This window comes from Bacillus sp. JUb11 (assembly GCF_024807925.1).
Taxonomy (GTDB): Bacteria; Bacillota; Bacilli; order Bacillales; family Bacillaceae; genus Bacillus; species Bacillus altitudinis.
Map to the genome: position 1 here is coordinate 323435 of NZ_JANUEZ010000004.1, position 20013 is coordinate 343447.

At 42.3% G+C, this 20013-nt stretch carries 25 protein-coding genes and 1 riboswitch; of the genes, 7 read left to right on the plus strand and 18 right to left on the minus strand.

Going from position 1 to position 20013, the window contains the following annotated elements; all coding sequences use genetic code 11:
- Positions 1 to 179: 179 nt before the first annotated feature.
- Positions 180 to 1016 carry a BglG family transcription antiterminator LicT gene (gene licT, locus M2369_RS09800; protein WP_008343858.1) on the minus strand — a complete coding sequence of 279 codons (837 nt, stop codon included), beginning with the start codon at positions 1014 to 1016 and terminating at the stop codon, positions 180 to 182.
- Positions 1017 to 1201: 185 nt separating this feature from the next.
- Here licT and M2369_RS09805 point away from each other — a divergent pair, with 185 nt between their 5' ends.
- On the plus strand, positions 1202 to 1402 hold the full coding sequence (locus M2369_RS09805; RefSeq protein ID WP_259254100.1) for a hypothetical protein: 201 nt from the start codon (positions 1202 to 1204) through the stop codon (positions 1400 to 1402).
- A 33-nt stretch (positions 1403 to 1435) separates the two neighbouring features.
- On the opposite strand, the gene M2369_RS09810 is transcribed toward M2369_RS09805, so the two are convergent.
- On the minus strand, positions 1436 to 3055 hold the full coding sequence (locus tag M2369_RS09810; RefSeq protein WP_259254101.1) for a glutamate/serine transporter AimA: 1620 nt from the start codon (positions 3053 to 3055) through the stop codon (positions 1436 to 1438).
- Positions 3056 to 3402: 347 nt separating this feature from the next.
- Positions 3403 to 4371, minus strand: a complete 969-nt coding sequence (trhO, locus tag M2369_RS09815) for an oxygen-dependent tRNA uridine(34) hydroxylase TrhO (RefSeq protein WP_007498459.1) — start codon at positions 4369 to 4371, stop codon at positions 3403 to 3405.
- Between the two features lie 199 nt (positions 4372 to 4570).
- On the opposite strand from trhO, the gene M2369_RS09820 reads away from it, so the two are divergent.
- Positions 4571 to 5653 carry an iron-containing alcohol dehydrogenase family protein gene (locus M2369_RS09820; protein WP_008343865.1) on the plus strand — a complete coding sequence of 361 codons (1083 nt, stop codon included), beginning with the start codon at positions 4571 to 4573 and terminating at the stop codon, positions 5651 to 5653.
- A gap of 51 nt (positions 5654 to 5704) precedes the next feature.
- Here the strand turns inward: M2369_RS09820 and M2369_RS09825 are convergent, their stop codons facing one another.
- From M2369_RS09825 to M2369_RS09840, 4 genes are all read right to left on the minus strand, one after another.
- Positions 5705 to 6532 (minus strand): aldo/keto reductase, encoded by an 828-nt coding sequence (locus M2369_RS09825; RefSeq protein ID WP_008343867.1) that lies wholly within the window; start codon positions 6530 to 6532, stop codon positions 5705 to 5707.
- A gap of 297 nt (positions 6533 to 6829) precedes the next feature.
- Positions 6830 to 7246, minus strand: coding sequence for a DUF5301 domain-containing protein (locus M2369_RS09830; RefSeq protein WP_008343869.1), 417 nt, complete (start codon positions 7244 to 7246; stop codon positions 6830 to 6832).
- A 29-nt stretch (positions 7247 to 7275) separates the two neighbouring features.
- Positions 7276 to 7737, minus strand: coding sequence for a 2-thiouracil desulfurase family protein (locus M2369_RS09835; protein WP_008343870.1), 462 nt, complete (start codon positions 7735 to 7737; stop codon positions 7276 to 7278).
- A gap of 348 nt (positions 7738 to 8085) precedes the next feature.
- Positions 8086 to 8544 carry a MarR family transcriptional regulator gene (locus M2369_RS09840; protein WP_024719151.1) on the minus strand — a complete coding sequence of 153 codons (459 nt, stop codon included), beginning with the start codon at positions 8542 to 8544 and terminating at the stop codon, positions 8086 to 8088.
- Between the two features lie 207 nt (positions 8545 to 8751).
- On the opposite strand from M2369_RS09840, the gene M2369_RS09845 reads away from it, so the two are divergent.
- Both M2369_RS09845 and M2369_RS09850 read left to right on the plus strand, forming a co-directional pair.
- Positions 8752 to 9519 carry a GNAT family N-acetyltransferase gene (locus M2369_RS09845; RefSeq protein WP_039169312.1) on the plus strand — a complete coding sequence of 256 codons (768 nt, stop codon included), beginning with the start codon at positions 8752 to 8754 and terminating at the stop codon, positions 9517 to 9519.
- A gap of 138 nt (positions 9520 to 9657) precedes the next feature.
- The gene (locus M2369_RS09850; RefSeq protein ID WP_045034653.1) at positions 9658 to 10035 is read left to right on the plus strand and encodes a hotdog domain-containing protein; all 378 of its coding nucleotides are present in this window, start codon (positions 9658 to 9660) and stop codon (positions 10033 to 10035) included.
- A gap of 42 nt (positions 10036 to 10077) precedes the next feature.
- Here M2369_RS09850 and M2369_RS09855 read toward each other — a convergent pair whose 3' ends face one another.
- Complete coding sequence (locus M2369_RS09855) at positions 10078 to 11250, minus strand: MFS transporter (protein WP_259254102.1); 1173 nt, start codon at positions 11248 to 11250, stop codon at positions 10078 to 10080.
- A 77-nt stretch (positions 11251 to 11327) separates the two neighbouring features.
- Positions 11328 to 11427, minus strand: a riboswitch (purine riboswitch).
- Between the two features lie 399 nt (positions 11428 to 11826).
- Between M2369_RS09855 and proS the strand changes: the two genes are divergently transcribed.
- Together proS and M2369_RS09865 are read left to right on the plus strand one after the other, a co-directional pair.
- On the plus strand, positions 11827 to 13260 hold the full coding sequence (gene proS, locus M2369_RS09860) for a proline--tRNA ligase (RefSeq protein WP_008343878.1): 1434 nt from the start codon (positions 11827 to 11829) through the stop codon (positions 13258 to 13260).
- Positions 13261 to 13551: 291 nt separating this feature from the next.
- Complete coding sequence (locus tag M2369_RS09865) at positions 13552 to 13728, plus strand: hypothetical protein (protein WP_017358723.1); 177 nt, start codon at positions 13552 to 13554, stop codon at positions 13726 to 13728.
- Between the two features lie 52 nt (positions 13729 to 13780).
- On the opposite strand, the gene M2369_RS09870 is transcribed toward M2369_RS09865, so the two are convergent.
- The 10 genes from M2369_RS09870 to M2369_RS09915 form a co-directional block, all read right to left on the minus strand.
- Positions 13781 to 14557, minus strand: a complete 777-nt coding sequence (locus tag M2369_RS09870) for a sulfite exporter TauE/SafE family protein (protein WP_008343880.1) — start codon at positions 14555 to 14557, stop codon at positions 13781 to 13783.
- Positions 14558 to 14615: 58 nt separating this feature from the next.
- Positions 14616 to 14846, minus strand: a complete 231-nt coding sequence (locus M2369_RS09875; RefSeq protein ID WP_008343881.1) for a sulfurtransferase TusA family protein — start codon at positions 14844 to 14846, stop codon at positions 14616 to 14618.
- Positions 14847 to 14880: 34 nt separating this feature from the next.
- Positions 14881 to 16008, minus strand: a complete 1128-nt coding sequence (locus tag M2369_RS09880) for an MBL fold metallo-hydrolase (RefSeq protein WP_008343882.1) — start codon at positions 16006 to 16008, stop codon at positions 14881 to 14883.
- Positions 16009 to 16077: 69 nt separating this feature from the next.
- Positions 16078 to 16635, minus strand: coding sequence for a sulfurtransferase TusA family protein (locus M2369_RS09885; protein WP_008343883.1), 558 nt, complete (start codon positions 16633 to 16635; stop codon positions 16078 to 16080).
- 52 nt (positions 16636 to 16687) lie between these two features.
- A complete protein-coding gene (locus M2369_RS09890) occupies positions 16688 to 17044 on the minus strand; it encodes a rhodanese-like domain-containing protein (protein WP_008343884.1) in 357 nt (118 codons plus the stop codon).
- A 14-nt stretch (positions 17045 to 17058) separates the two neighbouring features.
- Positions 17059 to 17541, minus strand: a complete 483-nt coding sequence (locus tag M2369_RS09895) for a DsrE/DsrF/DrsH-like family protein (RefSeq protein ID WP_008343885.1) — start codon at positions 17539 to 17541, stop codon at positions 17059 to 17061.
- A gap of 125 nt (positions 17542 to 17666) precedes the next feature.
- Positions 17667 to 17927, minus strand: coding sequence for a metal-sensitive transcriptional regulator (locus M2369_RS09900; RefSeq protein ID WP_003217059.1), 261 nt, complete (start codon positions 17925 to 17927; stop codon positions 17667 to 17669).
- A 122-nt stretch (positions 17928 to 18049) separates the two neighbouring features.
- Positions 18050 to 18514: a DMT family transporter gene (locus M2369_RS09905; RefSeq protein ID WP_008343886.1), complete on the minus strand. Its 465-nt coding sequence runs from the start codon at positions 18512 to 18514 to the stop codon at positions 18050 to 18052.
- A gap of 13 nt (positions 18515 to 18527) precedes the next feature.
- A complete protein-coding gene (locus M2369_RS09910; protein WP_008343887.1) occupies positions 18528 to 18956 on the minus strand; it encodes a DMT family transporter in 429 nt (142 codons plus the stop codon).
- A gap of 83 nt (positions 18957 to 19039) precedes the next feature.
- Positions 19040 to 19354: an ArsR/SmtB family transcription factor gene (locus tag M2369_RS09915; protein WP_008343888.1), complete on the minus strand. Its 315-nt coding sequence runs from the start codon at positions 19352 to 19354 to the stop codon at positions 19040 to 19042.
- 118 nt (positions 19355 to 19472) lie between these two features.
- Here M2369_RS09915 and M2369_RS09920 point away from each other — a divergent pair, with 118 nt between their 5' ends.
- Positions 19473 to 19979: a hypothetical protein gene (locus tag M2369_RS09920; RefSeq protein ID WP_259254105.1), complete on the plus strand. Its 507-nt coding sequence runs from the start codon at positions 19473 to 19475 to the stop codon at positions 19977 to 19979.
- Positions 19980 to 20013 lie beyond the last annotated feature (34 nt).

Below are 20013 nucleotides of genomic sequence, written 5' to 3' on the forward strand. Positions count from 1 at the left end.
GGGCACCAAAAATAGTCGCAACTTGCTATTGCGCTTTTTCAGTGAACGTTTAGGTTTTGCCTGCCGAACAGTCACAATCCTCTAAGACGATCATTGTGAAACCGTATTCTTTTATGTTTATGAGCAAATAGTACCACTCACTTTTTATGATGTCAACGCTTTCTTTTAAAATTCTATCTTTATTTTTCTCGTTTGATGAGTCGATTCAAATGAATCGATAGATAGAGCATCTCCTCTGATGTTAGATCGCGATGATATGTTTGATACACATATTCCGCGATTTTCTTTGCGCATTCGTACGCCTTCGGATATTTCACTTTAATCAGCTGATATAAATCTTGGTCTTCACTGACGAGTAACGTTTCGTTGATGAGACGCTGTACGAAAAAGCGTAAATGTGTGAGAAAACGATAAAAGTTGAGCGAGTCTTCATCAAATTCCATGTTCAAGTGATATTTCACAATGGTCAGTATGGCATTCACTTCTTTTGTGATATTGACCGTTGTATTCATGTCTTCATTGAGCTCTGCATTAATGATATGCATGGCAATAAAGCCCGCTTCATCTTCAGGCAGTTCAATATGAAGACGATCTTCAATCATCTCAAGGCATTCCTTCGCCACGAGAAACTCATCTTTGTATAAACGTTTAATCTCCCAAATCAGCGAATTCTCAATCAAGTGGTTTTTCTTTAATCGTTCAATGGCGTAATGAATATGGTCTGCCAGCGATACATGCAGACTTTCGTTTAATCTTCGGTTCAGCTTTGTATGTGCGTATTGGATCATTTCCTCGGTCACCTTGACGACATCATATGGAACCTCTTGAAGCAACATTTTCATCCGCTCATGTACGGAATGATCTTCTAGGCGGAACACTTTATCAATTAACGCCTCGTCCACCGGGTCGCCGGGACGTCTTTGAAAAGCGATGCCTCTGCCCATGACGACGATTTCTTTTCCTTGTTCATCTATCACACTAATGACATTATTGTTTAGAACCTTTTGAATCTGCATCTCCAAACACCTCCGTCTATAACCAGCCATCTACACTCAAAATATGCTCTCATCTTAACACAACTGTCAAATCACTTGGCGTTTTTATCTGACTTTTGAAATAGATTTAACGATATTTCCACTTCTTTCTTGCTGGTCTGATCCTCCCTCGGCCTGCATACAATACCCCGAGGAGGTGACCTTCGATGAAGGCTTTTTTCTGGTCAGCATCTTTTTTATTCATGTTCATTCTGACTCTCTTTATTCTAGGTATTGTTTTTTGGCTTAGTGGACAAGGCTTAGAGCAGCTATGGAGATATGCGCTTATCTGTCTTGTGACAGCCACCGTTCTACACGGCGTTACCACTTGGCTAAAGCAGCATGTCATGCATCACTCATCCAAATAAAAGGCTGCCCTCAGTATTCAGGCAGCCCTTCCGTTATTCCTTAGATGAGGCGGCTTCTTTCTGAGAAGCACGCAGTTCATCATTGATTTTTTTCGCATCTTCTAAAAACTCTGTTTCAAATCCACTTTTGAGTGCCCACATATAAAATAACAACGCCACAACTGCAATGAGTGCCATATCCCAGCCATAATGAATGACGTTATACCCGCCAAATTTATCACTACCGAGACAAGAAATCGTCATCATCACAAGCAAATACACAACCATCCAAGCACCTGCTTTAAAGTGACGACCAAAGCCCTTCCACTTCGCTTTTGCTTGATAGTAAAAATAGATTGGCAGACCGATGAGAATAATGAACAGCACCTGACCCGTCAGCGGCCATCTCGCCCAGTACAGTGTCAATGATGCAAAGACAAAACCGAGCGGGGCAATGATGCTGAGTCCTTTAATTCGCAATGGACGATATAAATCTGTGCCCGTCTTTCTCAGCGTCATCACTGTCACAGGTCCTGTCAAATAGGAAATCAGGGTCGCCACAGAGATAATTTCAGCGAGAACCCCCCATCCTCTAAACAAAAACAGAAAGATAAACGATACGCCTAAGTTAAAAAACATCGCTGGACGAGGCACACCATAAATTGGTTGCAGACGACCAAGTACACTCGGCATGTACTTGTTTTTTTCCATCCCATAAATCATACGAGACGTCGTCGCCGTATACGTAATCCCTGTTCCAGAAGGAGAAACGAACGCATCTGCATATAAAATAAGGACAAGCCAGTTGATCCCTAGCGCAATGGCAAGGTCAGCAAATGGCGAGTTGAAATTCAAATGCCCCCAGCCATTCACTATCATTGATGGATCGACAGCCCCAATAAAAGCGATTTGCAGCAGCACATAAATGACCGTTGCAATCAAAATCGATCCAACAATGGCGATTGGAATCGAACGCCCTGGATTTTTCGCTTCTCCTGCCATATTAATCGGGCTTTGGAAGCCATTAAAAGCAAACACAATCCCTGATGTTGCGACAGCTGTGAGCACACTCGCCCAGCCGTTCGGCGCAATACTTGTTCCAGAAGTAAAATTCTCACTATGAAAACCTACGAATAAGAGCGCACCAATTGTTAATCCTGGAATGACGATTTTAAAAACCGTAATGAATGTATTCGCCTTTGAAAACAACCCAACTGTCCAATAATTGAGCAGAAAATAAATCACCAGCAGCACACTTGCCACCATGAGCCCCTCGGTCGTCAAAACCCCTTTTGTGACCAAATGGCTTGTCCACTTTGCCCACTCCCAAGGCCATGAGCTCATGTATTGCACGGAGGCCACTGCCTCAACAGGAATCACTGAGACAATCGCAATCCAGTTTGCCCAAGCGGCGATAAATCCAATAAAAGAGCCGTGTGAATATTGCGTATATTTGACCATTCCGCCTGCCTCTGGAAACATCGACCCGAGTTCACTATAAGACAATGCGATAAATAAAATAACAACCATCCCGATCAACCATGACAAAATAGCAGCAGGGCCGGCGATTTGAGCAGCCCGCCACGCACCAAAGAGCCATCCTGAACCAATGATTGAGCCAAGACCTACCATCATTAAAGCGAAAGTTCCCATCCTACGATGCAAATGATTCATGTTCATAACACCTTTCGATTAAAATACAGAGCATGTGTCGAGCAAGCGCCTTTCTTTTATAGCAGCTCACCATTCATTCCATTGGCAAATACTTTCTGATCTGAACTTTTATCTTTGTTCATTTTTTTGCCTGTTATATTATCTCTCAATTCTCCATTTTCTGAAATAGTCGAACATGCTTATTTCAAAAGAAAGCGCTTTTTCAACTGTTCAATCTATTAGACTGATTAACTACCTTTACCCTTATTTTGAAAAAAACAAAACAAAAAAGAAAGAGGAAATGACTTCCTCTTCCCTCTGAACACGTATCATTCAAAGAAAAAAGGATAAAAGGGAAACCAACCCTCTTATCCTTGTGAGATTGCTTGTTCTTTTTCAATGACAGCTAGTCTTTCTTGAACTTCTTCTTCAGATAAATTGTGCTGTTTCACATAAAGGTTACGTTCGCTTGTGCGGCATTCATGGCTGCAGCTGCGCATATATTTATGCTCGCTTTCTTCTGTTGCAATCATTTTGCGGTTACATGCAGGGTTCGCGCAGTTCACATAACGCTCGCAAGGTTCGCCAGTGAAGAAATCTTTTCCTACCACGACGTGCTCTGTTTGATTGACTGGAACCGTTAGGCGGTTATCAAACACATAACATTGACCGTCCCATAGCTTTCCTTGAACTTCTGGGTCTTTTCCGTACGTGACAATTCCACCGTCAAGCTGGGATACATCTTCAAAGCCTTCACGCTTTAACCATCCTGAGAATTTCTCACAGCGTACGCCGCCTGTGCAATACGTCAGAATTTTTTTCCCTTCAAGAATCTCTTTGTTGTCACGAATCCACTCAGGTAATTCACGGAATGTCTCAATGTCAGGGCGCACAGCACCTCTGAAGTGACCGACATCAAACTCATAATCATTACGTGCATCAATCACGACCGTATCAGGTGATTGCATTTGCTCGTAAAATTCAACTGGGCTGAGATGTTTCCCCGTTAATTCTAGCGGATTCACATCATCTTCAAGACTTAAATTCACCAATTCATTTCGGTGGCGGACGTGCATTTTCTTAAACGCATGACCATCTGCTTCGTCAATTTTAATTGGCATGGACGCAAAGCGTGGATCTTCTTTCAATGCTTGCATGTACTTGTCCGTCTGCTCAATGGTACCAGAAACGGTTCCGTTTATGCCTTCAGATGAAACAAGAATACGACCTAACAAACCAAGTTCCTTACAGAATGCTAGATGCTCTGCTGTAAACGTTTCTGGATCCTCAATGGGGACATATTGATAGTAAAGTAATACACGATATTGTTTTTCCATATATATAAACACCTCTTAAATTTAATCAAAACATACCATTTTATATCATACAGGAAATACATACCTTAAGGCAATGTCAGCAGTTCAATTCCATAAAACGGAAGAGTCTATGGTCTCATATTGTCCATTTATTTGACAGAACTTTCTGTAAAATGAGATGATTTAAGTACTATATGATTTCGTAAAGGAGCATAAGTCAATGATCCAGCCAGAAGATATCGTCAGAAGCGGTCCTAACCAGTTTATTTCTCAAAAGGGGATTTATCATGAAATCGAGTCATTTGTTACTCCCTTTCAGTCACCAGCTATAGTGACAGGATATGACTCATATCAAGCCTTTTCACAGTACACAAAGCTTCCATCCGAGTGGCCTGTTGTTCAGCATAAAGGTTACAGTTCACCAAATGCGATCACACGAATTGCGGAAGAACTCAAGAGTTCAGACGTGATCATCGGGATCGGTGGCGGCACGATTTTAGATACAGCGAAGTCTGTTGCCGACGCTCTCCAAATTGAAGTGATCATGGTGCCGACGATTCCTGGGACATGTGCGGCTTCTACACCGCTCAGCGTCATTTATGATGACAAGGGGAATTTCATGAGGGTCGACTATCATAAGCGGTCCAGCTATCTCACGTTAATTGATCATACTTTTTTGCTTTCATCTCCTCTTTCCTATCTCCAAAGCGGAATTGGGGATACGCTCGCAAAATGGTATGAAGCGGAAGCCATTATTCGTAACACAAAAGGCACCTTGCCGCTCATGGTACATGCTGCATTAAAGCAGGCAGTGTACGTTCGTGACATTCTTCTGACTCATAGTGAAGAAGCCGTTAGCAGTTTAAAAACAGGTCAGCTTTCTCAAGCCTTTGCAGATGTAACAGATACGATCATTACGTTAGCCGGAACAGTCGGCGGCTATGGAGGACGTTATGGCAGAATGGCAGGAGCCCATGCTGTTCATAATGGATTAACATTTATTGATGAAACACATCATGTGTTACATGGACAAAAAGTGGCCTATGGCATTCTCGTTCAGCTTGCTGCAGAAAACCGTATGACGGAAGTAGAAGCATTACTTGAGCTTTATCAAACACTCGGATTACCTAGAACGATGCGTGAGCTTGGCATCACAGCTCAGCTAGAGGAAGCAGCACATACAGTGGCAAACCATGCTGCAAGTAAAGATGAAACCTTTTGTTTGATTGGAGACTATACGAAAGAGCAAATTGTCGACGCCATTCAAATCATTGAGACCTATCAGCCTCAAAAAACGGTCTGAACATACCGGCAAATAAAAAAGCACAGGCATCCCGCCCGTGCTTTTCTTATATTAAAAATCGAAGTTATCTGGGTCTGGACCCGTGCGCTCATCTTCATTGAGCTGATCAATGACACTCATTTCATGGGCGGACAACTCGAAATCAAATACGTTTGTGTTTTCGATGATTCGGCTCTTCGTCACAGATTTCGGAATGGTGATAATGCCATGCTGCAAGTCCCATCGAAGAATGACTTGCGCCACTGACTTCTCATGTTTTTTCGCAATATCTTGAAGCACCGGATGGTTAAGAAGTTTTCCGCTGCCTAATGGCGACCATGCTTCTACATGAATGCCTTTTGCCTTGCAGTAGTCACGTAAAGGCTCCTGCGTCAGCTTCGGATGCAGCTCAATTTGATTGACCATTGGTACCACTTCTGCCTCTTCTAATAAATCTTCTAAATGGTGCTGATGGAAGTTACACACGCCAATGGCTTTCACGCGGCCATCCTTATACAGCTTTTCTAGCGCCTTCCACGTTTCTTTATATTTGCCTTCAACCGGCCAATGGATTAAATAAAGATCCAATACATCCAGACCAAGTTTGTTCATACTCGTTTCAAAGGCTTCAAGCGTTGACTCATATCCTTGATCACTATTCCACACTTTTGTCGTAATGAACAGATCATCGCGAGAGATGCCTGATTGCTGAATGGCTTTGCCAACACCTTCTTCATTTTGATAGGCCGCTGCTGTATCTATACTGCGATAGCCCGCTTCTAGTGCGTCTTTGACTGCATTTACAGCCTCATCCCCATCTTTTACTTGCCACACACCAAAGCCAAGCTTCGGCATTTTCACTCCGTTTGCTAATGTGACTGTATCTGTTAATCCACTCATCAAACAAACCTCCGCTTCATTTTTGCTTACCATGCACTATACCCGAATGTGCGAAAGATCATGCATGAAGATAAACCATTCATAGACTGAATGATCTCAGATAGTTGACAAAGGGCTAAAATGAACTTGATTTTAGCCCTTTGTCTTCTTTTCAGCGTGATAGAAAACCTTTGCAGCCCTAGGAAGGACGAGTACTGGTGCAGAGCGAATTTGACATTCGTGAGCACCAGCACGCAGGACTGACAAAGAATGCGAGGGTTTGTCTACACGCTGAAACCATTCATATACTGAATGATCTTATTTGATGTATTGTCCCATATCGACTTGATTTGCATCAACGATTTGGTATTCACTGATTCGATTTTTTGTTTTAGAACCATCATATGTCTCTAAAAAGCTTTGGTCATAAAAAGTCAGACCATAAGTTTGCTTTTCGTTCTCGTACACTCTGATCCAATAAGATTCTTTTGAGGCTTTTTTAGCTTCGTTTATTTTCTTTAATTGAATACCCGAAAATTTTTTCAGCAACTTTTGAATATCCTCTTTCTTATCCACTACAACGCGCTCATCATCATGCTCAATTTGAATAGAAGTCACTTTATCTTTATCAATCGAGACCACATCATCAAAAGCATATGTTTTGGCATTGATCATAAAATAAAGACCTATTCCGATGAAAATAACGACTACTAAACCAATGATCCACTTCTTCAACCTAACTCCTCCTTCAATTCACGCCATCCCTATACAAACAGCGAGGTCCAATCATCCTCCTCAGAGAATACTTGAATCCCATGCTGTTTCAGCAAGGCAGACGTCACACCGTCCCCAGCCCTTGTCTTCCCGTTAAACTCTCCCCGATAGATCATCCGGCTTCCGCAAGAAGGGCTGTACTCTTTTAACACGACGGATGTTGCGCCAAGAGTCTGAACCTGCTTAAGCGTGTCTTGTGCACCATTTACATACATCTCTGTCACATCTGTTCCATGAACATCAACAACAGAAGCCTGCCCCCGTAAGACATCATGACCATCTCCACCAATAATTTCTGCGGGAGGTCTTGGTGTAGAGAAGCCGCCAAGCAGCTCAGGACAAACTGTTACCGCCTTTCCTTCCTGCACAAGCTCCTCGATACGTTGATCTAATCGATGGCTGCCATTATAACGGACCTTTAATCCCGCAAGACAAGCGCTAACAACGATCATGTATGTTCCTCATTTCTATGTATTGAACGTTTTTTGCTGACTTTAAAATAAATCCATAAAGGCAAACAGAGTATCGTGTACATCAGAAAGGGCAGAGCACAATACAAAACAGCCGCCCACATGGACCCTTCAACTCCTGTGATCCCAAAAAAATAAACAAATAATAGCAAGCTGACAAACAATCCGACGAACGGCATGATAAAAATAGATTTTTTAAAATTCTCCATCATCTCTTTCACCAACACGGCTCCCTCCCTCAATCATCATCACGAATAACGTCAATATATGTTAATTTTACCATAAAAAAACCGAAAGCATCTAGTTTATAGAAAGCTTTCGGTCCGTTATTTATATCTTTTCCTTCCAAGCCTTTAAGAAGCGCTCAATAACCTGTAACTCGTCTTCATTAAATTCATGGAGGAATTCTAAGTAGGAGGAGACTGCCTGTTCATGAAGCTCATCATGCAGTGCCGCAAGCTGTGTGCCTTCCTCTGTGAGTGAATAATAGACGGATTTCTTGTCACCTTGCCGGTGGCAATAGTCGACCATGCCTTTTTCGATGAGCTTTTTCACAGCCTTTGTAATGGCTGGTTTTGATAGTTTTAGTTGTTGTGAAAGAAATGTATTATTGGATTCATTAGGGTTTGCTTGAATCATAGATAAAATATGAAGCTGTGTAAGTGTCCAATCTTGCTTGAGTGTATCAGTCGTGGTAATCAGTGGATCTGTTGGATCGTTCCGTTTCTTTTCCCTATGCATAATCAAATCTTGAATCGCTTTTAAGACAATCTGCTCGTTTGTTTCCATCTGAACCTCCACTCTTAACTGGTTAATAAAATGGTACTAATAATCAATAAAGGAGTCAAAAGAAATGTGGGGATGAGGAAAAGAATGGGTCATCAGACCTGATAAATAAGAGAACTTTTTTACTAGATTACAAGAGACCGCACAATTTCCTTTTCTTTGCTATTATTTATGATAGGTAACCCTCAATCAAAAAAAGAAGGTGAGAGAATGAAAACAGAGCAGCAAATGGCCATTCGCCAGTTAGAAGAAAAAATAAATTTGTTTTCTTCTGTTGTAAACGGATCGTTCCTATCAACGGAAGATTTCGTTCTATCAAACACGCATATATCAACTGACACGTTCAATTTGTTATTACCCATTTCAGCGCACATACAAGATCAACAAAAAGTGGAAGCTGCCATCGAACAAATGCAGCAACAGCAACTAACATTCAGCACATGGATCACTCAAAGCCTGCTTCACCCCGATTGGTCGAATATCATGCAGAAATATGGGTTTCAAGAAGTGGAACGCAATACCATCATGATGCTTGAACATACAAACGACATCGATCAAAGGACCTCTCAATCGCTTACGATCAAGGAAGTGACTGACGATCAAACTTTTCTCGATTATCAACATTTATTTACCGAACTTTTCGAAGGATCACCTGAGGCAATCGCTTTAAACAGCTATTTCCAACGCTTTTCGATTGAACGATTACACCCGAGTACCCGCATGTTCGTTGGATATGAACACAACAAACCGGTCACAACGGGCTTATTGATCGAAACAGCAGACAGCTACGGTATTTATGATGTCATCACAAAGGCAGAACACCGCGGAAGAGGACTTGGCAGTGACATGTTTCATTACCTTCTGACCCAAACAGATAACAAACAAAAGTGTGTGATGTTACAAGCCTCAAATGACGGCAAACATATCTATCAGCGTGCCGGATTTCAACCAATTGGAGAAATGGTAGTTTTTGAATAGAAGATGACATTTTTCCTGACGTATCAAGGGCAAAGAAAGGCATCCTGTCTCTTCTTTGCTTCCAACATCTCACCATGAAAATGAATGTACATTCATTCACTCCTTTGGTACATTTAAAAAAAGGAGCTGAAAAAACAGATGGTTCGACCAGGCGATCAATTTCAAACAAGCAAAACCTATACGCATGAAGATGTGATTCAATTTGGAAACATGACAGGTGATCTTGGCAAACATCATACCGAGCTAGATGATCAAGGAAGGCTCATGGTACACGGTTTTCTCACAGCAAGTCTAGCCACGAAACTTGGCGGTCAGTTTCATTTTATCGGTCAAGAGATGACATGTACCTTCATACGCCCTGTTTATACAGGTGACACCATTACCTGTCAGATGGCCGTCACCAAGGTAGAACCCCTTGAAAAATACCATCGTGTCCACCTTTTTTCCCGTTATATCAATCAGCATGGAGAAGAAGTCATTACTGGTAAAAGTGAAGGTGTGGTTTTCAAAAAATAAAAAGCTGCCTATGATGAGGCAGCTAAACGATCTTATTCTCTTCTATTCAGCCTGATGCTGACGATCCATATAAAGCGGCGGTCTCTTTAATGAAATCACTGCACAGCTAAAGGCAATCAGCACAAAAATAGCGCCGAATTTAGCCAAGTCAACTGATGAACCAGTCATTGTAAACATGACGCCGCCCACTGCTGATCCAATGGAAATCCCAATTTGCAAAGCGGATGTATTCAAACTCTGCTGAATATCAGACGTCACAGGGTCTGTTTGAATCAAATAGCTCTGCAAAGCAGGTGTCAGTGCCCAGCTAAGAGCACCCCATAGGACAACCATCACCATAAAGAGCATAAACACTCCCGCTGTATAAGGAAGGATAAACATCACAATGGCAAACGCCATGGTCACAAGCAAAATGGCTTTTCCTGATCCTAGTTTGTCACTCAGCCAGCCGCCAAACCCATTCCCGCCAATCGATGCAAGCCCGAAGACCAAATAACAAATACTAATCCAAAACGGAGTCATATGCAGAACTTCCATCAGAAATGGCGTGAAATAAGAATACAGCATATAATGACCAGCAAGCATGAACAGACTAATCAAATGCGCACTGAAAATTTTCGGATGCCCTAAAGAACGAATTTGTTCTTTAAGCGGTGTGACTTTTTCAACAGGCATTTTCTCCAATAGAAAATAAATGAGTACCATGGATATGGCTGACAGAATACTGATTCCTAAAAACATCACTCTCCAGCCAAAGCTCTCTGTAATAAAAATACCGATCGGTACACCGAGAACAAGTGATGAGCTAATCCCAATAAAAATCAGACCTAATGCTTTCGCTCGATGCGCCGGTTCCACCAGCTTGGCGGTAATCGTCAATGATAACACCACAACAAGCGCTGTACTCATGGCAATCAGGACCCTAGAGATCATGACAAGGGTAAAGGTGGAACTAAAATATGTGAATACATTGCCTAATGTAAAGACCAATAATGCGATTAAATAAAGACGCTTTCGTTCGATTTTGGCTGTAACGGTCAGTAGCACCGGTGCTGAAATAGCATACACAATCGCAAATACCGTGATCAGCTGCCCAGCTGTCGCAAGAGACACATTGAGATCCTCTGCTAAACTTGGCAAAATGCCCCCGACCACAAGCTCAACTAATCCAACCGCAAAAGTAGAAACAGCTAATAAATAAACTCTCCAGTTCATGTCTAACATCCCTTCTCTATATCATGGCTTTCACTTTTGATACAGGGTGCAGACAAACAAAAAAACCCTGATTACAAAAAAGGAAAGCGCGCTTTTGTAATCAGGATTTATCGGATCCTGGTAGAAACCCTCAAACCATATTATTGAGGTTATACAAGTCTATTTTTTCTTCAAATATATTAGCATAGCCTTCCATAACGTGCAAGCTGCAAAAATAGAAAATGTTTGCCAATGGCTCTTCGACATAAACGACCTCAGAAAGGCATGAAATGAACTTGCGGACCAACTTGCTTTCTCCCCCATTTACAGGTAAACTGATGAAAAATCAACGAACAAGGATCAACGTAGATCTGGAATAGTAGCTTGAATCGATCTTTACCAGAGAGGGAACGGTGCTGAGAAGTTCCTACTGACATCTTCAAGTGAACCTGCCGATTTAGTTCTGTTTCATACAGCGGTTCATACCGTTATCATGATCGAGTGTAAAGCTGTGCTTTAAATTAGGGTGGTACCACCAGGAATGGTCCCTAACTTAAAGCACAGCTTTTTTGTTTTTTTAAAAGGAGGAAAAAGACGATGTCAAAGAAACAATTTGTTGAGAAAATTACAAGCATGGAAGACGACTTTGCCCAGTGGTATACAGATGTTGTCACAAAGGCGCGTCTCGTCGATTATTCAAGCGTGAGAGGCAGTATGATCATTCAGCCATACGGTTTTAAAATTTGGGAGAATATTCGCGACGAACTTGATCGTCAAATCAAAGAAACGGGTCACGAGAATGTCTATATGCCGCTCTTTATCCCAGAAAGCCTTCTCCAGCAGGAAAAAGATCATATCGAAGGCTTTGCTCCTGAAGTGGCGTGGGTGACACATGGCGGTGATTCGGAATTACAAGAAAGACTCTGCGTCAGACCAACCTCTGAAGTGCTGTTCGCCGAGCATTATAAAAACATCATTCACTCCTATCGTGATTTACCGAAGCTATATAACCAATGGGCCAATGTCGTCCGCTGGGAAAAGACAACACGTCCATTCCTTAGAACCCTTGAATTCCTCTGGCAGGAAGGGCACACTTGTCACGAGACAGAGCAAGAAGCGATTGAAGAAACAGAAAAAATGCTCCATATCTATGCGTCTATTTGTGAAGAGCTTCTAGCGATCCCTGTCATTAAAGGAAGAAAAACAGAGAAAGAAAAATTCGCTGGCGCCCGCTTCACCTATACGGTTGAAAGCTTGATGCATGACGGAAAAGCCCTGCAAACCGCCACTTCTCACTTCTTCGGCAACGGATTTGCCAAGGCGTTTGGCATTGAATTTTTAAATCGAGAAGGAAAATTAGAGCATGTCCAGCAAACATCATGGGGCTTCACCACAAGAATCATTGGCGCTATGATCATGGTGCATGGCGATGACAGAGGACTTGTCCTGCCGCCAAACATTGCGCCAACCCAAGTACGTGTTGTGCCAATTGCTTCCCATAAAGAAGGTGTCCTCGATCATGCCTATGAATTAAAGGATCGACTCGCCCGCATCGCACGCGCTGACATCGATGCAAGTGATAAACAGCCTGGCTGGAAATTCAACGAATGCGAAATGCAGGGCATCCCATTACGCGTAGAAGTAGGACCAAAGGATATGGAAAAAGGCCAGGTCATGCTCGCAAGACGAGACACAGGTGAAAAGCAAGCCGTCACATTAGATGCACTTGAACAAACCATCACGTCCACGCTTGAAGACATTCAGCAGACGATGTACGAAAAAGCAAAAGAACGATTACATGAAAAAACATCAAACGCCCACACAATCGAAGACATCGAGCAGCTTCTTGCCGAAGAAAACAGGTTGATCAAAGCCATGTGGTGCGGTGATGAAGACTGTGAAAACGACATCAAAGAGAGAACAGGGGCGACATCACGCTGTATCCCGTTTGAACAAGAATCCGTTTCTGACACATGTGTCTGCTGCGGAAAGCCTGCATCTGATATGGTGTTCTGGGCGAAAGCCTATTAATCATACTTCAAATTGTTGACAAAGGGCTGAAATGAACTTTATTTTAGCCCTTTGTCTTCTTTTCAGCGTGACGGAAAGCCTTTGGACTCTTGCGAAGCGAAATTAAAAATCATGAGCGCCAGCATGCAGGGCTGACAAAGAATGCGAGGATTTGTCTACACGCTGAAGCATCTTATACGATGCTTCTTTTTTGTTAAAAAGAGCCAAATATCCATTGACCTCCTTCACACAATCCCCTATAATTCATATTAATATAATCGGTTTTTAAGACTTTAACTGGAGTGGTGATCTATGAAGCGCTGGCTCTCAATTTTTAACGAACGCTGTCCAAAATGTAAAACAGCATTAGATGTCTCGAAGTCCAATGCCTTGCAAGGCAAAGTCGTGAAAACATGCCCCAATCTTCATTATCAAAAAGAGTACCACCCTGCACTTGAAACGTATATCGAGCACGATGACATGAAATAAAAAAGACCAACACATGGAAAAGAGCCCTTGCTCTCAGTTGTTGGTCTTTTTCTTATAATAAATCCACCCAGATTTTGATCGCTGTGGCTGTAATCATCACGGCAAGCGCCCATTGCAAATAAACGGCATTGATTTTCTGGCCAATTTTCGCCCCAATCGGCGCGGCCATCAAACTGGCTACCATTAAGACAAGCGCAGGCATGAACATGACTTGACCAGTCAGCACTTTCCCAGCCGATGCGCCGATCGCGGAGAGAAACGTAATCGCCAGAGACGAGGCAATCGTCATCCGCACAGGGATTTTGAGAATCGATAGCATCACCGGCACTAAAATAAAGGCACCGCCTGCACCTAATACACCCGATACACTTCCGATCACAAAGGCAATACCAGCCGCCAGTCCTTTATGAAAGGTCACCTCTCCATCCGCTTCTGCCTGCTGACCTTTTTTCGGAACAAGCATTAAAATGACAGCGACAATGGCAAGCAGACCATAGACTACATTGATGCCTTTCTCTGGAAGGAAATGTGATAAATAGCTGCCTAATAAACTCCCTGCCAATATACTGCTCCCCATATATAAAATCAATGGTCGATGTAAAAATCCGCTTTTTCGATACGCCAGCACACCGCCGAGTGTCGAAAATAGTACTTGAATGGCACCAATCCCTGAAACCTCGTGTGCCGATAATGCCATCACTCCGACAAGAGGCGGGATATAAAGCAGCATGGGATAGTTGATCACCGATCCTCCTATTCCGACCATTCCTGATAAGAAGGAACCAATAAATCCGATGATAAATAAAGTAATGAAAAATGCAAAATCCACGCTGGTCTCCTCCTTTGCAAAAGGAAAAGGGGCTCCCTCATAGATACCCCTCTCCCCTTTAGGACCCTTTTCTCACCCAGAACTTCAGCACATGTCCTTCATCCGTCTGCGTGATCAATTCATGTCCGCTTGACTTAGCCCATGCAGCCAAATCAGCTTTGGCTCCTTTATCTGTTGCATGTATTTCTAATACTTGACCTTCTGCCAAGTCGTTCATTTTTTTCTTCGTCCGAATAATCGGCATCGGGCATGCAAGCCCGGTTACGTCTAAAATGTGATCTGATGTCATCTGATCATCCCTCGCTTCTTTATTTTATTGAACATTATCGAATCGCACAACGGTTTGGACCAATTTCCATGTCTCGCTGCGCTTCCTCGTCTGGATGCAGCTTCCCCATATTGGTAGACCGAATGTCTTGATAAGCGTTTGGCTGTGCAGGGAGATGCTGCGTGACCATTTGTCTAAATACGTCTTCATCTTCAATGTTCAGCCCGTGATTTTCTTCAAACAAAGCGCCTAGCTCCTTCCAAACGCTCCCGTCTTCATTCAGTTCATCCACGATCATAAAATGTGCAGGCAGCACAATCAATTCTGCCGAAAGCGCCGTATATCGTGTATAAAGGGTTTCTCTCAAATCACCTACCCAGTCCTCCGCCATACCGGCTAGGTCAGGTCTTCCGATCGAATCAATGAACAAAATATCACCTGAAAGGAGGTAACGGCCGTCTACGATAAAAGAGGTTGAACCAATCGTATGGCCCGGTGAATAAAGGGCATGAATCTCAATCTCCGTCGCTCCAATCGTCACACGCTGTCCTTCTTCAAGGTGTTTGTAATCAAATGTCACCTCTTCGGCGTCTTTTGGCGGTAGCCAATAGATAGCACCAGTCAGTTCAGACAGCTTTTTCCCGCCAGATATATGGTCCGCATGAAGGTGCGTATCAAACACATGCGTCACCGTGACTTGATGTTTTTTAGCAAATTGCGTATAGACCTCCGTCATTCTAGCCGCATCAATAATCGCAGCTTCCCCATTCGACATGATCATATAGGACAAGCACCCCTTGCCCATTCGCACAAATTGGTACAACTCTCCACCCCCAGTTAAATCACCGATCTTCACTGGCTCTAAATGCTCACTCCATGCCTTCATGCCGCCTTGCAAATAATGGACCGTTCTACCTGCCTCTGACAGCATCTCTGCCACCATAATAGAAGAGCCTTCTTTCGCACAAACGACCAGTACATCTAGGTCATCCGGTATGTTCTCCACCATATCCTCTACGCCATCAAGAAGCTCAAAGTAAGGCACATTTAAATATTCAACGGCTTTCCCTTCAATTTTCCAGTCCTGCACATCTGATTCGTTTCGTACATCCAACAAAAAGATCGGCTCTTTGTTGATGATCTTTTTTGTTAACTGTTCTGCTGTCATTGCTTTTACAGTCATCGTTTCATTCAGCTCCTATTTTTCAATCTCTGCTGTCATTGCTTTTACAGTCATCGTTTCATTCAGCTCCTATTTTTCAATCTCTCCTGTCCAGCTGTTCATGCCTGGCACTACATTGATCAATTGATGAAATCCTTTTTCTTTTAACTTTTGTGCGGCTAATTCACTTCTTCTACCTGAATGACAGATGAGGTAAATGAGCGTCTCTCGGTTCAATTCTTCAGCACGTTGTTCCACCTCACCGAGAGGAATGTGAACAGCTCCTGGAATATGACCCGCTTCATATTCATCCGGCTCTCGTACATCTAAAATAAACAATGACTGATCTTCTTTTACCTTCTGTTGAAACATGTTCAACGACATTTCCGAAATCATTGACTGCTCCTCCTGTTTCGCTCCACCTTTACGAATCAAATGATGAAGCACCTGTCCTTCTACTTTTGTTCCTAAAAATTCATGACCGGCGCTTTTTGACCAAGCTGCTAAATCCGCTGTAGACCCTTTATCGGTTGCTTGCACTTCAAGCACATCTCCTGGCAAGAGCTCATTCATTTGTTTTTTCGTTTTGACAATGGGCATTGGGCATGCCAATCCTTTTGCATCTAGAATTGCTGTTGGTTGCTGCATTGTTTTTCCTCCTTTTATAGGGGTGGGGGTATATTTTAAAGCCTATTTATACCTATAATCGCCAAGCATTCATGCCACCCTTGATATTCGTAATGTGGGTAAATCCCTGTTTTTTTAACAATTTAGCCGCCTGCATACTTCTCATCCCGCTCTGGCAGATCACATACACTTCTTTGTCTTTCTCAAGCTCATGCGCTCGATTCCTTAACTGTGGTAAGGGGATATTTTGAAAGCCTTTTATATGATTTGTTTGAAATTCTAAAGGTGATCGCACGTCTATCAGCTGTTGATGCCGACTATGCAATTTAGGTTTCAGATGAGCTGCGTCCATTTGTTTCACACCCCGTACGGGAAGAAAACGGCTCACAAGCAAAGCGATCACAATAATGAGCAAAAGCGTTTGAATCATGTATGGACACCCCCCTAGATAAATAAGTTCACATTCCCGATTTCTGCCTCTGCTAAATACGCTGCCACACCGGCATATTGAATGTCTGCTAGTAATTCATTCTCCTGCAGCCCTAAAAGATCCATCGTCATCGTACATGCCACGAGGTTGATCTCTTGTTCCTTCGCCATATCAATGAGCTGCGGCAGGGTCATGGCATTGTGTTTGTTGATCACATGCTTGATCATCTTCGGTCCCATTCCTGCAAAATTCATCTTTGATAGCCCCATTCGATCAGCCCCGCGCGGCATCATTTTGCCAAACATTTTTTCTAAAAATCCCTTCTTCAGTGGCACCATCTCTTCCTTACGCAAGGCATTCAGCCCCCAAAAAGTATGAAAAATAGTCACCTCGTGATCATAGGCTGCTGCGCCATTTGCAATAATATAAGCGGCCATCGCTTTATCATAATCTCCACTAAATAAAACAATTGTCGTTCGTTTCTTTTGTTCTTCCATCATGCTCCTCCTTATCTTAATTACCCATGGGGGTATATAGAAAACAAAATATATATACACATACCGGTAAGGGTATATTATAACAAGTAAAAAAATTCGTCAACCTCCAAAGGCTGAGGAATTTCTTACCGGCTTTTCACCAAGAGCTCAACCGCTTCTTTGACAAGCCCCTCTGTATCCTTGCCCTGCTCAAGACTTTCACGGACACATTGTTCAAGGTTTGTACTCACAATCACACCCATTGCACGATCAATGGCATTGCGTGATGCAGATAGCTGTGTTACCACCTCGCGGCAATCCTTTCCCTGCTCCATCATCGCAAGAACCCCTTTAATCTGTCCCTCAATCCGGCGAAGACGATTCTTCATCTGCTGATTATACTCCACGTTTAACACTCCTTTCTCTTTTCCCTATGATCAGATAGTATACCCTGATAGGTATTTAGTCAAACATGATGAATCAGTATAAAAGAGCTGCTGAGAGCAAATGCCGCAGCAGCACGTTCTCTTTAAGCACTCGCTTCCTCTCGAGAGCGCTTATTTCCTTTGTAAATAAAATAAAAAGCGATCAGCATAAAGAACAATGCCAATATGCGTTTGAGATCAAGTGAAATCACCAGACTATGGAACCAGCCAAAATGATCAATGACCGTTCCAATGACAAGCTGCCCAGCAATCCCCGCAATATTCGCAGCAATGACACCGATTTTCGGAACAGCGATCACTGTCAGGATTAAATAAGCCGTTCCAAGAAAAGCCGCACTCAACTGCCACTTTGGTGCATGCAAGAGATTCAACAGATGGCCGCTCCCAAAGAATAAAATCAGAATGATTAAAAACATCGTACCCGTTAAAAAGGTCAAAAAGGTCGTTTCAATCGTACCCGCTCTCCTGCTAAACGTACCGTTTATGGAAGATTGCGCACTTAACGTAATGCCTCCGATTAAAGTAAATATAATTAACAATAATGCCATATCGACTTTCCTCCTAATGAATAAGAATAAGGGCAATGATCATCGAAATGACCGCAAATACCTTCTCTTTGTTTACTCTCGTTCTCTGACTCCCAAGCCAGCCAAAATGCTCAATCACCATACTCATCAACAGCTGACCAATAATGACAGCGACCATCGTTACCCCCACACCAACGAATGGAACACTCACCACAATAGACGTTAAATACACAACCCCCATCGCTCCGCCAAGCAGTGACCATTTTGGTGCCTTCAACGTATAGGAAAGGTCACCTTTTCCAAAAAAGAGCCACAATAGCCCCATAATAATTGAACCGACAAAAAAGTTATAAAAACTCGTTTCTAACTGTCCGATCGACTTCCCAAGCTCCGCATAGATGGCTCCTTCAAAACTAAGTGCCGCACCCGCTAATAGTGCAAGCACATAAAAAATTAAACGCATCATTAAATCTCCTTTGATTCATATATTTATATATCTAGATAAACAGATATATAGAATAGAAAAAAACAGAAATCACACATCCTTTAGATCTCTGTTTTCATATATTGTCCGATCTGTTGGATAAATTCTTCATTTCGTCTATAGTATGTCCATTGTCCATGCCGTACCGATTCAAGCAGACCAGCCTTTTGCATCAAATGTAAGTAGCTAGAGACCGTTGATTGAGAAATTTGCGCCTTTTCTTGAATATCCCCAACACAAACGCCCCCCTTATAACTAACCTCCTTCGGTAAATGAGCGCCTTGCTTAGGAAAATGCTTCTCAGGTTCCTTAAGCCACTTTAAAATATTCAACCTTGTTTCATTCGATAATGCCTTAAACACATCAATAGGTTCCATGGCAGACATTGTATATCTAGAAATACCGATATGTCAAGCCATTGCATATTCACCTCTAAATTGGTAAAAAGGAAATAATCAACGCTATAAGGAATATTTCAAGGAAAGAGGGCAACCCATGACTTTACAGCATTATATTGGATCAAACAAAGAACTGCCACTTGGTACCATTGGTCAAAATCCTACCTATAAACCATTCTCTGAACTCAATATCAGCATGTTTGATAAAAAACAAAAAAAGCCCAAAATCTATCAAAAAGATGATCTTTTGATAGAAGTATTTGAAACAGAAGAGGATTTCGAAGGCCTTCACATTGATTATCTAGATCCCGTCAATGAAGCGGTAAGAAACAAATTCACGCACCCTTATGTTTATGAATTAGACATCATTCATTCTCTTCGTGCACTTTTTAAATTCATTGAAAAAGAGCTGTCAAAAGGAGAAACCATCGAAATCTATTCTTGTCTAAATGAACTCGAAATGAAAGAAAAGGACGATCAATTGGATGTAGAAATTGACCTAAGCACAAAACGGTTTGGAAAACATATCGATTTTAAAGGGATCGATGAACTGATTGATATGTTTGAATTAGAAAACTTACAATATGTGTTGGTGAAAAAATAGACCTTCTGCAGTAAAAGTATAGAGAAAAGGAGAC